This window comes from Mucilaginibacter sp. P4_A11, assembly GCF_056402535.1.
On sequence record NZ_JBFUHE010000009.1, the window covers coordinates 84,351 to 97,964 of the forward strand.

Sequence of the window (13,614 nt, forward strand, 5' to 3'; positions counted from 1 at the left end):
TTTGAATACCACGTTCAGGATGGTATTTTTGTTAAAAACCAATTCCACCGTTTGAAGATCCTAATTTTAACACATCGTGTACCATTTCCGCAAAATGGCGGTTACGCCATTGTGGTTTGCAATACCATTAAAGGGTTGATCGCGCTTGGGCACGAAGTTGCGCTGGTGGCTTTGAACGGCAAAAAATATCATGGTAGCGTGCAAACTACCGAAGATGAACTACTGCAGAAAATTCAGTACACATCCTACGATATCAACATCAATGTATCCGTACTGGATGCCATAACCAGCCTGTTCAACAAAAAAGCAAACGATGTTGACCGCTATTACGATGCCGAGTTTGAAAAGCTCCTGTTGCGCGAATTGCGCCAAACCACTTATGATGTTATTCAGTTTGAAGGGCTGTTTGTAACACCTTATCACGCTGCTATCCGTAAGCATACAAAAGCGAGATTGATTTATCGGTCGCACAATATTGAACATCAGGTATGGATGAGGCTGGCACAGCAAAAAAGCGACCTGTTTAAGAAATGGTACCTGCATTTGCTGGCCCGTAGGGTGAAGGATTACGAACTGCAGCAGCTCAATAAATTTGATGCCATAGCGGTATTTACCAATGAGGATAAAAAAACGCTGTTATCATACGGTGTTACCATTCCGGTTGATATTTTCCCGGTAGGGATCTCCCTGCCCGATTATAAGCCCGACTATAATAAAACAGAGTTCCCAAGCTTGTTTTTCCTGGGCTCATTGGATTGGATGCCCAACAGGGAGGGTATTGAGTGGTTTATTGAGAGCTTTTATAAAGACCTTACCGAGGGCGACCTTCGCGTGAAATTTTACGTTGCCGGGCATAATATCCCCGATAGCTTTGATGATTATGAGGCGATGGGAAAGATATTTATCCAGGGTGAGGTTGACGATGCTTTTGAGTTTGTAAACAGTAAGGCTATTATGGTGGTGCCGTTGCTTTCAAGCGGAGGTATGCGGGTTAAGATAGTAGAAGGCATGGCTATGGAAAAATGTATCATCTCCACCTCATTAGGGGCCGAAGGAATAAACTTTACCAATGGCACTAATATTCTTATCGCCAATAACCGGCAGGAGTTTTATGATGCCATTGAGCGTTGCATTACCGACGAAGAGTTTTGCCGTAACATTGGCCTCAACGCCCGCCGTTTAATTGAAGAGCAGCACGATGTACATGTAGTAGCGCCCAGGCTGGTTACTTTTTATCAGAGCGTTGAACCTTGATTGGCATGATTTAACGATTGCCTGAGTTTAGCAAAGCTGTGATGCTTCGCGGTCAACAACGGCGTAAATGACATGTTTTTCTATTCTTTCTGCCAACTGCCAACTCCCCTACTGCTGCTGCTGCTGTTGAATGATCTCCATATAGCGCTGGTAGCTGTTTTTAGAAAACTCTGTTACTGCATGCATAGCCGGTGTTTCGTGGGTTTTATCCTCAAAAACTATAGTATCAGCATCATCTACAATTACAGATACTTCAAGCTTGTGGCCGTATGCGCCTTTATAAACACCTTTAACCGGTGAGCAATCTGAAAAATTGCGGCCTACGGCCAGGCGCACATGGGTTTCATTGGCTATACAGTTGTTTGTAGGGTCGATGCCAAGCCAGCCGTAATCGGGTATATAAACCTCGGCCCAGGCATGGGTAGCCCCTTCACCGCGCATAGCGCTGCTGTGGGTGCAGATGTAGCCACTTACATAGCGCGATGGTATTTTAAGCTGGCGGAGCATTACCATCAATATGTGGGCAAAATCCTGGCAAACGCCCGCTTTAAGCTTCCATACTTCGTCGAGCGTGGTTTCCACTGTGGTTACACCTTTTATGTACTCGAAGTTTTTGTATACCCAGCCACAAAAACGGAGCGCCACCTGGAATGGGGTTTCATCTTTATGTCGCTCCTGTTCAACTACCTCCTGCAACTCGGGAAGGCCTTCAAAATATTCCTGCTTTAAAAAATCAATATAGGGCACCATATACTGAAGCCGCTTAAGATCTTCCCATTGCTGCTCCGGAAAAATATCATTTACCGGCAGGGGGCGCTGGCGGGTAGTAACAACCAGCTTTGAGTTAATGATCAGCATATTGTGCTGATTACTGTAGGTGAAACTGCCAACCTCGTTGCCATAATAATCAATATGGGTGTCAACTACGGGGTTTCCGGTTATGTTCAACTCCTGTTTTATCACTTCCTGGTATTCATCTTTTATCGGAAACAGGATGATTTGGTTGGCGCTGTCACGTACAGGCCCCTCATAGGTATATTTGGTAATATGTTGGATCTTAAATTCAGGCATCTCTTCTTTAATTAGTTAATTGAACAATTTGAAGATTTGAAAATAAAAAAAGTAAATCTGCATTTTCAAATCTTCAAATCAACACATTTTCAAATCATATTTATGAATTAGCAAAATAATGCTGGTTTAGTGAATTACCCACGCCGTATAGCTCACTCCTGATCTGGGTGAGAAACAGGTGCAGGCCCTCCTGCTTAATGCTTTTTACCGAACTGTATTTTATACGGCTTTGCAGCCTGCCTATCTGGAACGACATTTCCCGGTAATCATCGGCATTGCTGTCGTTTTTCAATCTATCGAAATAGCGCTGAATATTGTTAACCGAATAGATAACCGAACGCGGGAAGTCGTTGTTCAGCACAACCTGCTCCAAAACATTTTCGGCCTCAAAGCCCTCACGATAGGTTTTTAAATACAGCTCGTAACCGCCTAACGAAAGCAACAGGTGTTTCCAATAGGTAGTATCCGTAAGCAAGTCGGGGTTATCACTGATTGAGCTGAACTTGGTATCCAAAATATCAACCGACTGGATAGCCCGCTCCAGATATTTGCCAATGTTCATAAATGCACGGCCTTCGCCACGCTCCATGGTGATCTCCACCGTGCCGTAATAAAGCATTACCTGTTTTATTAAAACATCCAGCACTCCTATAGGGTCTTCCCGGTGCAGGGCACGTTCCAGGCGCGGATCTTTTACCGTGTGGTAATATTCGTTAAGGCATTGCCAAAGGTCCTTGGTAATGTGTTCCTGTACGCCACGGGCATTTTCCCGTGCCAGGGTAATAATATTAAGTATGGAATTAGGATTGTTTTTCCCGGTAACCATATACTTTAAAACCGACCGGCTGTCATTGTCCAGTTTTTCGGCTTCGCCGGCGTTCAATCCGGCAAAGATCCTCATCACGGGCTCCCAGGTAAATTCCTGCACCGTATCCTGCGACGAGGCATAATTAATTTTTAACATCCGCAGCATACCATCGCTGCGCTCAATGTAACGGCTTAACCAATAAAAACTTGCTGCAACCCTGCTTAACATATGATCTGTATTTCGGAAGTCGGATGTTCAATTTCGGATTTACTTAAACCCCATCCTTGTTTATTTTTGTTTTACTTGAAAAGCCTTTTACCTTTAACCTCAGGCCAAAACCCAAGTATCCTTACTGCCGCCACCCTGTGAGCTGTTTACCACCAGCGAGCCTTCTTTTAAAGCCACGCGGGTTAAGCCACCGGGTACTATTTCAATACCATCGGGGCCGTAAAGCGCGTAAGGCCTGAAATCAACCCGGCGTGGTTTTAATTCGCCCTGCATATAGCACGGTGCCGCCGAAAGACTGATAGTTGGCTGTGCTATGAAGTTACGTGGATCTTTCAGTATTTCCTTTTTATATTCATCTATTTCCTGTTCGCTTGCCGCGTGGCCCATCAGCATACCATACCCGCCGCTGCCATTGGTTTTTTTAACCACCATTTTATTGAGGTTTTTAAATACCATTTCGCGCTCGTCGCGGTTGCCTAACTGGTGTGTGGGTACATTTTTTAGGATCGGTTCCTCATTCAGGTAATAGCGGATCATATCGGGCACATAGGTATAAACCGCCTTATCGTCGGCAACGCCGGTACCTGTGGCATTTACTATGGCTACATTGCCTTTGCGATAGGCTCCCATAAGGCCTGCCACGCCCAACATACTTGCCGGGTTAAATACCAGCGGATCAAGAAACTCATCGTCAACCCGGCGGTAGATCACGTCAACCTGTTGCAGGCCGGTAGTGGTTTTCATATATACCTTATGGTTATTTACTACAAGGTCGCGCCCTTCTACCAGCTCAACCCCCATTAAGCGGGCCAGCGTGGTATGTTCAAAATAGGCCGAGTTGTAAATGCCCGGCGTAAGTAAAACGATAGTTGGGTTATGGATCTGCCGCGGGGAAAGCGCCAGCAGGTTTTTATATAATATGGATGGGTATTCGGTAACGCTGCGTACGCTGCATTGCGGCAGCAGATCGGGGAATAATCGTTTGGTGATTTCCCTGTTCTCGAGCATATAGCTTACACCCGATGGGGTACGCAGGTTATCCTCAAGCACGTAAAAAGTGCCGTCCTCATCGCGAATGAGGTCGATACCCGAAATGTGTACATAGATATCATAGGGCACCTGGAGCTGATACATTTCGCGCAGAAAATGCGGGCACGAATAAATGATATCAATAGGCACTATGCCATCCTTTATTATAAACTGATTGTGGTAAATATCTTTCAGGAAAAGATTGAGTGCATTAAGGCGCTGCTTAATGCCCCGCTCAACAAAAGCCCATTCATCGGCCGTTATAATACGGGGGATGATATCAAAAGGAAAGATCTTTTCAATACCCTCGCCGCTGTTATAAACGGTAAAGGTAATGCCCTGGCTCATAAAAAGGCGCTTGGCAAGCTCCTCCTTCTTGTTCAGGTCGTCGGCCGATTCTTTTGAAATGTAGTCAATAACTTTGCGGTAATGTTCCCGGACATTCGCGTCTAAGCCATACATTTCATCCCAAACATTATCAATTGGGCTATATTGGTTAAAATAAGCTGATTCTTCCATAAAAAAATCACAATAAATTAAAAATTGATAATCAGTTATCTTTATGAATTGTAATTTATGAAGTGTTTTTGATAAAAAAGCAAATTATTTTGAAATTATTGAAGATTTTTTAATCAAATTTTCAATTTGCATTGATTTATATAACAAAAAATTGTGATTTGCTGATTTGAAAGTACAAATGATAAGGCCGGTTCTGCGAGTATTCGCCCTAAATTGTATTAGCCGCTTTTCTAAATTCCGATGGGTTTATACTCCTGTACTTTTTAAAAATACGGTTCAGGTGGCTTTCGTCATTAAACCCAAGCTCATTTGCAATTTCAACCATGCGCATGTTACTATGCAGCAGACGGTTTTCGATAAGCTTAAGTTTATAATTAATGATATATTGCTGTAGGGTTTCATTGGTGTGTTTTTTAAAATAGCGGCCGACATAGGTTTCTGAAATCCCCATCTTATCGGCTATAGCCTCAGCCCTAAGCTTTTCGGGGAAATAGATATTGACCTGGACGTACTGCAAAATATCAAGCGCTTTTTCCTCTGTATTTTCATCTACTTCGTCAGGCATACTCATAGCCACATTGCGGGCAACAATTACAATAACCGTGTTGATATATTGCTGCAAAAGCTCTTTGCTATAAAGGCCATTCTTTTGCTGTTCGCTGATAATGGCTTGCATAATGGGTTTTACAACGGCGCTGTCTTCATGGCTTTTTAATACACAGCCGGGCGCCCGGGAAGCATTTTTCAGGATAAATTCAAGGTGCTTAACGGCATCGCCGGGCAGCTTATAATTCTTAATATAAGCCATATTAAAGCGGATGAACAGGAACTGCGTTGATGTTGCTATCTCAAAATAATGAGAGTCATCGGGCGTAAGCAGAAACAGGTGTCCGGGCTTATAGGCGAACTTGCTTTTGTTAATGCATTGTTTACCGGTACCACTAACAATATAAATAAACTCGAAGAAGCTGTGTGAATGTTCGCTGCGGGGGCAGGCATTGAGCGGTTCGCGTAAAACGATCTCAAAGGGCTGGTATAAATTATCTTTAACCATAGTGTAAATGTACAATTATTACGAGGATTTGTACAAGGCTGACGGGGGGTGTGTTGTATAATTTTGTACTATAATCAAACGACAGAATTACTAAAATGGAAAATCAAAATAAACCGACCATGCAGGCGCTAATAGCACCCGAAGCAAATGCCCCTTTTACACTTACCGAAGTTGAACGTCCTGTTGCTGCAGAAGGGCAGGTGCTGGTGCGCATTATAGCCAGCGGTGTAAGTGTATTGGATAACAAGATCCGTACAGGTAAAGGAGGGCATGCAAGGCAACCATTACCGGCTATTTTAGGGATGGATTTTGCCGGCATTGTTGAAGCTGTAGGTGCTGGTGTCACCCGCTTCCGGACTGGCGACGAAGTGTATGGCCTTGCCGGTGGTATAGGGGGTTTACAGGGCACTTACGCGCAATATGCTGCTTTTGATGCCGACCTGCTCACGGTTAAACCCGCCAGTTTAAGCATGCATCAATCTGCTTCAATGCCGCTTAATTTTATAACCGCCTGGGAGGGCCTTGTGGATAGGGCAAACGTACACGAAGGGCAAAAGGTATTGGTACATGGTGGTGCAGGCGGCGTTGGTCATTTGGCGGTTCAGATAGCTAAAGCTTTCGGGGCAGATGTTTATGCTACCGGTAGTGCGGCACAGCAACAATATATTGAAAGTATCGGCGCCACATTTATTGACTACCGGGCCACAACCGTCGAAGAATATGTAAATAAATATACCAATGATGAGGGGTTCGATATTGTTTACGATACTTTGGGTGGTGCTACGTTAGATGCTTCATTTGTGGCTGCGAAGTATTATACCGGCCATGTGGTAAGCTGCCTTGGCTGGGGCGAACATAAACTGGCACCATTATCGTTCCGTGGCGCTACCTATTCAGGGGTGTTCACTTTGATGCCGATGCTTACCGGGAAAGGGCGTAAACACCACGGTGAAATTATGCAGGAAGCAACCCGGCTTGCTGAGGCAGGTAAACTGATTCCGCTGGTTGATGAACGTTCTTTTACACTGCCTACCGCCAATGAAGCTCATGATATATTGGAAAACGGCAAAGCAAGTGGCAAGTTGGTGATTGACGTAGCAGAGTAAATAACGCTAACAAACCATTATGTCATTTCGACGAACAGTGTGAGGCCTGTGTGCAAGGGTGAGGAGGAATCTTCTACGCCATGCTCCCTAAAAAATGCATTGCGGCTTTTCAAGGCGTACAAGATTTCTTTTTCGCCCCGGCGCCTGTCCCCTCTCTACTCAATCGAAAGGACATTTTTTTATCAGGATAATCCTACTTCTCAGCTACCACACGATAAGCAGGATCCTCCATTATATTCACATGGACGATATCTTCGGCATTTTTCAGCAATATCCGGCAATCTTCACTAAGGTGTTTGAGGAGTAATTTCTTACCTGCCGAGCGATATTTTTCGGTAAGCTTGTTTAACGCGTCAATGCCCGACATGTCAGCAACACGACTGTCTTTAAAGTCGATAATTACTTCATTCGGATCATTGGTAATATCAAACTTTTCGTTAAAAGCCATTACAGAACCAAAAAACAGCGGGCCATAGATCTCATAGTGCTTAACGCCTGAAGCATCAATGTATTTGCGGGCGCGGATGCGTTTGGCGCTTTCCCATGCAAAAACCAGGGCCGAGATAATAACACCGATCAATACAGCAAGTGCGAGGTTATGCAGCCATATAGTGATCAGTGCTACCAGGATCCCAACAAATATATCCTGTTTGGGCATTTTATTAATGATGCGAAAGCTTATCCACTCAAAGGTGCTAATAGCTACCATGATCATCACACCGGTAAGCGCCGCCATCGGCAGTTTTTCGATAACCGGTGCGCCAAAAAGTATGATAAGCAGAATGGTTAAAGCGGCAATAATACCCGAGAGCCTCGCCCTGGACCCCGCGGAAAGGTTAACCAGTGTTTGAGCAATCATGGGGCAACCGCCCATGCCCGAAAAGAAACCGTTCAAAATATTGGCACTTCCCTGCGCAATGCATTCACGGTTACTGTTACCGCGGGTTGCGGTCATTTCATCAACAAGGTTTAAAGTTAATAATCCCTCGGTGAGGCCAACTCCAGCCATAATGAGTGCATAGGGAAAAATGATCTTTAAGGTATCGATGTTAAAAGCGATGGCCGGAATATGAAATGGTGGAAAGCCTCCGCTTACCGCTGCAATATCCCTAACCGTTTTGGTATGGATGCCAAGACCAAGCACTAACGCAAACACAACAATAATTGCAACCAATGATGGAGGAACAGCTTTGGTGAATTTAGGCAAAACAAACACTATGGCGATAGTTAAAGCGACCAATCCGGCCATGATGAATAAAGGAGTGCCGCTAAGCCAGGCTTCATGACCGTTCACTACGGTTTTAAACTGTTCAAGCTGCGCCATAAAAATTATAACGGCAAGCCCGTTAACAAAGCCATACATTACCGGTTGAGGTACCAGGCGGATAAACTTTCCCAGCTTAAACAAACCAACCAGGATTTGAATTACGCCCGCCAAAGCCACAGCTGCGAATACATATTCCTGCCCGTGCGATTTCATGAGCGCTATCAGCACAACTACTGTAGCTCCTGCTCCGCCCGAAATTAACCCGGGCCGGCCACCAAAAATGGAGGTGACCAATCCCATTATAAAAGCGGCATATAAGCCCATTAAAGGCGGGAAACCAGCCAGTATAGCAAATGACAATGATTCGGGCATCATGGTCATAGCTACGGTTAAGCCCGCCAGGATTTCGTTTTTATAATTGATTTTTTGCGAAAAATCGAAAAGGCGTAAATGAAGCTTCATCCAAAATAATTAAGCGTTGTAATAATAAAGATAAACAGCAACCAGGGAGGCTGAGAATATGATAACTCAAAGGGGCGTAACCGGATTATTATAAAATAAAAACGGCCCGGAAAAACCAGGCCGCTTGTATGATATGCATCAAATTCAATTAATGATTTTGCTCATGTACTTCTTCTTCCCTGAACAGTTTCGCGCTGAAATAGTCGTTGTTCATGCGGGCAATGTTGGTAAGCTTAATTTCCTTTGGACATTCTGCTTCGCAGGCACCGGTGTTGGTACAGCTACCGAAACCTTCTTCGTCCATCTGTGCAACCATTGATTGCACACGACGGTAGCGCTCAGGCTGGCCTTGCGGCAATAAACCCAGCTGAGTGATCTTAGCCGATACGAACAGCATGGCAGATGCATTTTTACAAGCTGCAACGCAGGCACCGCAACCAATACAGGTAGCCGAGTTGAAAGCCTCGTCAGCAATAACCTTAGGGATTGGGATAGCGTTGCCATCAGGTACACCACCGGTGTTTACCGAAACATATCCACCGGCCTGCTGGATCCTATCGAAAGCTGAACGGTCAACCGCTAAGTCTTTTACAATAGGGAATGCTTCCGCGCGCCATGGTTCAATGGTAATGGTTTCGCCATCATGAAAGGTACGCATGTGTAGCTGGCAGGTAGTGATACCTCGTTTTGGTCCGTGCGGGTGACCGTTGATATATAATGAACACATACCGCAGATACCTTCGCGGCAGTCGTGGTCAAAGTTTATTGGCTCATCACCTTTGTGGGTAAGGCTTTCGTTTACCACGTCGAGCATTTCAAGGAACGACATGTCGGGCGAAATGTTCTCAGCTTTATAGCTTACGAATTTACCCGAGGTTTGAGCATTTTTTTGACGCCATACTTTAAGCGTCAGGTTCATATTTCCGTTACTCATCTTTGTTTTAGATTTGAGTTATCGTTGTTTTGTTGATTGAGTGAGTAGTTAATTGGGTGAGTGGTTTTTAAGGGCAGGAAAACCTGATCTAACTTAATCATCTACTCACTTAATAAACCATTCACTATGCATAATTACGCTGTGATAAATGTACCGCTTCGAAAGTTAATTGCTCTTTGTGCAATTCTTCCGGCTGGTTTTCACCTTTAAACTCCCATGCAGCTACAAACGCAAAGTTTTCGTCATCACGTAGTGCTTCACCTTCTGGTGTTTGTGATTCAACCCTGAAGTGACCTCCGCATGATTCTTTGCGCATTAAAGCGTCATCAACCATTAGCTCGCCAAGCTCAATAAAGTCGGCAATACGACCAGCCCTTTCAAGCGATGCATTTACTTCTTCGTTTTCACCTGTTACGATAGCATTTTTCCAGAAATCGGCTTTCAGCGCCTGGATCAGGCCTTTTGCTTTAATCAGGCCTTCTTCAGTACGGGCCATGCCGCAATATTCCCACATAATGTGGCCAAGGTCGCGGTGGTATTCGTTAACAGTTTTGGTGCCTTTTAATGCAAGCAGTTTATTTACGTGAGCAATTACGTCCTGTTTGGTTTGTTCAAAAGCAGGGTGGCTGGTATCAACCTTTTTAGGGCCGGTTTTAGCTAAATAATCACCAAGGGTGTAAGGGATCACGAAGTAACCATCAGATAAACCCTGCATCAGTGCAGATGCACCAAGGCGGTTAGCGCCGTGGTCGGAGAAGTTACACTCGCCCAAAGCATATAAACCAGGAATGGTAGTGCTCAGGTTATAATCAACCCAAAGGCCACCCATGGTATAGTGAACCGCCGGGTAAATACGCATTGGTTGTTTGTATGGGTTTTCGTCGGTGATCTGGATATACATGTCAAACAGGTTACCGTATTTGGCTTTAACGGTTTCCTCGCCTAAGCGCTTAATCGCGTCAGCAAAGTCAAGGAATACCGCGAAGCCTGAGCCACCAACACCTTTACCTTCTTCAACCATTTCCTTGGCGTTACGTGAAGCCACGTCGCGCGGAACAAGGTTACCGAAAGCCGGATATTTACGTTCCAGGAAGTAATCGCGCTCGTCTTCTTTAACCTGGTCGGCTTTTAATGTGCCTTTGCGTAATTGCTCGGCAATTTCAACAGTTTTTGGTGCCCATACCCTACCGTCGTTACGTAACGATTCAGACATCAGCGTTAACTTAGACTGGTGATCGCCGCTTACAGGGATACAGGTTGGGTGAATTTGAGTATAGCAAGGGTTGCCGAAGAAAGCACCGCGTTTGTGTGCCCTCCATGCTGCAGTTACGTTTGAGCCGATGGCGTTTGTTGACAGGTAGAACACATTACTGTAACCACCTGTACACAATAATACTGCGTGGCCTGCATGGGTATCAATGTCGCCTGTAAGCATATTACGGGTAACAATACCTTTGGCATGGCCGTCGATAGTTACTACGTCAAGCATTTCGTGACGGGTGTATACTTTTACTTTGCCGGCATGGATCTGGCGGTTAAGGGCAGAGTATGCACCTAATAAAAGCTGCTGTCCTGTTTGTCCCCTTGCGTAGAAGGTACGTGATACCTGCGAACCACCGAATGAACGGTTATCCAGCAAGCCGCCGTATTCGCGGGCAAAAGGTACACCCTGTGCAACGCACTGGTCAATGATGTTTACCGAAACCTCGGCCAAACGGTGAACGTTTGATTCGCGGGCACGGTAGTCACCACCTTTAATCGTATCGTAAAATAAACGGAAAACGCTGTCGCCGTCGTTCTGGTAGTTTTTAGCAGCATTAATACCGCCTTGTGCAGCAATAGAGTGCGCACGGCGGGGGCTGTCCTGAAAACAAAATGCCTTCACATTGTAACCCAGTTCGGCCAATGTTGCAGCCGCCGAAGCTCCGGCCAAACCTGTACCTACAATGATGATATCGTATTTACGTTTGTTGGCGGGGTTAACCAGCTTCAGATCAAATTTATGCTTGCTCCATTTTTCGGCTAATGGGCCTTGAGGAATTTTAGCATCTAATGTCATCTCTTCTATATGTTTATGTTTGTGGCTTTTGGCCAGCTAACTTAGTGAGCTCCCTGGGTTGATAAATAGTAGTAATAAACCGGCATGGCGGCAAAAGCCAGCGGAATAATAACCGCAAACAGCCATGTGCCAACAAAATAAACTACCGGGGTATATTTACGGTGTACCCAGCCCAGCGTGCGGAACGCGCTCTGGAAACCATGCAGTAAGTGAAATGCTACAGCGCCCATCGCTATTACGTAAAATATTACGTAAATAATGTTACTAAAGCTGTAAGCCACACGTGCGTGCAGATCTTTCACTCTTACAACTTCCACATTGTTTTCGGTTGATACAGAGTGACTGAATTCGGCGTTAGCTGGTGTGTAATCACTAACTTTTGTTTCGCCGGTTGCCAGATCGGTACGGTACTCTTTGAAGCCCATGGTTTTGTCGTTGTGGTAACGGAACCAGAAATCGCCCATGTGGATAACGATGAACAGGAACATGATTGAACCCAGCAGGCCCATGTTTTTTGACGACCACGAGGCATCAGATTTTGCCGCTACTGCATAGCGTACAGGACGGGCTTTACGGTTTTTGACAGTCAGGATCAAACCGTATAGTGCATGCACTAAAATGGAAAGGTACAACAGGTATGCAATAACTTCAATAGGCGGAAAATGCGTAAGGAAGTTGGCATACACGTTAAAACTGAAACCGTTATCGTTGTTAAACAACAGCAGGTTGCCGCCTACGTGCACAATCAGAAACGTGCACAGAAACAAGCCTGTTAAAGCCATGATCAGCTTTTTGCCCAGCGACGAGTTTAAGGTTTGTTTGAATTCGCTCATTATGAATTGGATTTATTAGGCAAAAGTATTTATTAAATAACAAAACATAGAAGAGGTTTTGGCTTATTGAAGACCAAAAAGCTATTTAGAATCAATCTAAAACAATGTGCTGGAATTCAATGCTCAAATACACTGCTATGACAGGTAATTTATTGAAATAAAGCGTGTTTTACGAGATGAATTTAGGCTATGGGGATAACCTTATCTTTTAATACGGCAAAGATCCTGTCGTTTTGAAGGCTCCTGATAGCTACCCGCCCGGTAAACTTTCCGAATGATGGTAGTATCCCCTGCCTGCTGCCGAAGGCAAAACAAGGCAGCGTGATGCTTTGCCGTCCCCGGCCGCTTAAGTTAACCCCGGGATGGATATGTCCGCAAAAGACATAGCCTGCAGCTTCCTGCTGATCAGTAGCAAGCGGGTGGTGCATCATCAGGAAAGGGCCAATCAATAGTTCGTCATGCAGTTCGATATTCAGATTGTGATAATGCTTATCGTCAATGATATCGTGGTTGCCGCGGATGAGAATGATCTGTAATGCCGGGAACTGACTTCGCCACAGAATAAACCAATCCCAGTCGTTATTCATGTCGCTGTGGAACAGATCACCCAGGAAAATTAACTTTTCCGGTTTGTGTTCGTAAATCAGATCGGAAAGTACAGCGAGGTCGCTTTGCTCCATATCCCTTGGCACCGCTATGCCTGCCTTACGGAAATGCCCAACCTTACCCAGGTGTACATCGGCAACTATCAGCGCTTTTTGTTGCTGCCAGTAAATGGCTTTTTGTGGAAGTAATAAAAGATCCTGCCCCAGCAGGTTAAATGGAGTAGCCGCACTTATCATAACGGAGCAAAGTTAATAGGAATAAATTTATTTGAATTGGTTGGCCTTGTTGTACCCGGCATAAAAATCTTATTGAAAAGTTTTTGTCATGCTGAGTGTTTAAATCCGTTGGACTCTTAAGGTGTAAAGACATCCCCATGCCGTCATG

Annotated in this window: 11 protein-coding genes; 2 read left to right on the plus strand and 9 right to left on the minus strand. The window is 44.9% G+C overall.

Annotated features, from left to right (window positions below):
- Positions 1 to 51: 51 nt before the first annotated feature.
- The gene (locus tag AC1DUD_RS18205) at positions 52 to 1,254 is read left to right on the plus strand and encodes a glycosyltransferase family 4 protein (protein ID WP_477376903.1); all 1,203 of its coding nucleotides are present in this window, start codon (positions 52 to 54) and stop codon (positions 1,252 to 1,254) included.
- A 108-nt stretch (positions 1,255 to 1,362) separates the two neighbouring features.
- On the opposite strand, the gene AC1DUD_RS18210 is transcribed toward AC1DUD_RS18205, so the two are convergent.
- The 4 genes from AC1DUD_RS18210 to AC1DUD_RS18225 all read right to left on the minus strand — a co-directional run bounded on the left by AC1DUD_RS18210 (position 1,363) and on the right by AC1DUD_RS18225 (position 5,963).
- On the minus strand, positions 1,363 to 2,325 hold the full coding sequence (locus AC1DUD_RS18210) for a transglutaminase family protein (RefSeq protein ID WP_477376905.1): 963 nt from the start codon (positions 2,323 to 2,325) through the stop codon (positions 1,363 to 1,365).
- A 100-nt stretch (positions 2,326 to 2,425) separates the two neighbouring features.
- On the minus strand, positions 2,426 to 3,361 hold the full coding sequence (locus AC1DUD_RS18215) for an alpha-E domain-containing protein (protein WP_121232236.1): 936 nt from the start codon (positions 3,359 to 3,361) through the stop codon (positions 2,426 to 2,428).
- Positions 3,362 to 3,460: 99 nt separating this feature from the next.
- The gene (locus AC1DUD_RS18220) at positions 3,461 to 4,909 is read right to left on the minus strand and encodes a circularly permuted type 2 ATP-grasp protein (protein ID WP_477376908.1); all 1,449 of its coding nucleotides are present in this window, start codon (positions 4,907 to 4,909) and stop codon (positions 3,461 to 3,463) included.
- A gap of 208 nt (positions 4,910 to 5,117) precedes the next feature.
- Positions 5,118 to 5,963 (minus strand): AraC family transcriptional regulator, encoded by an 846-nt coding sequence (locus tag AC1DUD_RS18225; protein ID WP_477376910.1) that lies wholly within the window; start codon positions 5,961 to 5,963, stop codon positions 5,118 to 5,120.
- 95 nt (positions 5,964 to 6,058) lie between these two features.
- Between AC1DUD_RS18225 and AC1DUD_RS18230 the strand changes: the two genes are divergently transcribed.
- Entirely contained in the window at positions 6,059 to 7,069 is a 1,011-nt protein-coding gene (locus tag AC1DUD_RS18230) for a zinc-dependent alcohol dehydrogenase family protein (protein ID WP_477376912.1), read from the plus strand.
- 193 nt (positions 7,070 to 7,262) lie between these two features.
- Here the strand turns inward: AC1DUD_RS18230 and AC1DUD_RS18235 are convergent, their stop codons facing one another.
- The 5 genes from AC1DUD_RS18235 to pdeM form a co-directional block, all read right to left on the minus strand.
- Positions 7,263 to 8,798, minus strand: coding sequence for a SulP family inorganic anion transporter (locus AC1DUD_RS18235; protein ID WP_477376914.1), 1,536 nt, complete (start codon positions 8,796 to 8,798; stop codon positions 7,263 to 7,265).
- A 148-nt stretch (positions 8,799 to 8,946) separates the two neighbouring features.
- On the minus strand, positions 8,947 to 9,732 hold the full coding sequence (locus AC1DUD_RS18240) for a succinate dehydrogenase/fumarate reductase iron-sulfur subunit (RefSeq protein WP_477376916.1): 786 nt from the start codon (positions 9,730 to 9,732) through the stop codon (positions 8,947 to 8,949).
- Between the two features lie 124 nt (positions 9,733 to 9,856).
- Positions 9,857 to 11,791 (minus strand): fumarate reductase/succinate dehydrogenase flavoprotein subunit, encoded by a 1,935-nt coding sequence (locus AC1DUD_RS18245; RefSeq protein WP_477376918.1) that lies wholly within the window; start codon positions 11,789 to 11,791, stop codon positions 9,857 to 9,859.
- Between the two features lie 41 nt (positions 11,792 to 11,832).
- A complete protein-coding gene (locus AC1DUD_RS18250; RefSeq protein ID WP_477376920.1) occupies positions 11,833 to 12,624 on the minus strand; it encodes a succinate dehydrogenase cytochrome b subunit in 792 nt (263 codons plus the stop codon).
- Positions 12,625 to 12,806: 182 nt separating this feature from the next.
- Positions 12,807 to 13,466: a ligase-associated DNA damage response endonuclease PdeM gene (gene pdeM, locus AC1DUD_RS18255; protein WP_477376923.1), complete on the minus strand. Its 660-nt coding sequence runs from the start codon at positions 13,464 to 13,466 to the stop codon at positions 12,807 to 12,809.
- Between the last annotated feature and the right edge of the window lie 148 nt (positions 13,467 to 13,614).

Excerpts from the sequence above, each read along its gene's own strand:
- AC1DUD_RS18210 (WP_477376905.1), bottom strand. The coding sequence starts at position 2,325 with ATGCCTGAATTTAAGATCCAACATATTACCAAATATACCTATGAGGGG.
- AC1DUD_RS18215 (WP_121232236.1), bottom strand. The coding sequence starts at position 3,361 with ATGTTAAGCAGGGTTGCAGCAAGTTTTTATTGGTTAAGCCGTTACATT.
- AC1DUD_RS18220 (WP_477376908.1), bottom strand. The coding sequence starts at position 4,909 with ATGGAAGAATCAGCTTATTTTAACCAATATAGCCCAATTGATAATGTT.
- AC1DUD_RS18225 (WP_477376910.1), bottom strand. The coding sequence starts at position 5,963 with ATGGTTAAAGATAATTTATACCAGCCCTTTGAGATCGTTTTACGCGAA.
- AC1DUD_RS18230 (WP_477376912.1), top strand. The coding sequence starts at position 6,059 with ATGGAAAATCAAAATAAACCGACCATGCAGGCGCTAATAGCACCCGAA.
- AC1DUD_RS18235 (WP_477376914.1), bottom strand. The coding sequence starts at position 8,798 with ATGAAGCTTCATTTACGCCTTTTCGATTTTTCGCAAAAAATCAATTAT.
- AC1DUD_RS18240 (WP_477376916.1), bottom strand. The coding sequence starts at position 9,732 with ATGAGTAACGGAAATATGAACCTGACGCTTAAAGTATGGCGTCAAAAA.
- AC1DUD_RS18245 (WP_477376918.1), bottom strand. The coding sequence starts at position 11,791 with ATGACATTAGATGCTAAAATTCCTCAAGGCCCATTAGCCGAAAAATGG.
- AC1DUD_RS18250 (WP_477376920.1), bottom strand. The coding sequence starts at position 12,624 with ATGAGCGAATTCAAACAAACCTTAAACTCGTCGCTGGGCAAAAAGCTG.
- pdeM (WP_477376923.1), bottom strand. The coding sequence starts at position 13,466 with ATGATAAGTGCGGCTACTCCATTTAACCTGCTGGGGCAGGATCTTTTA.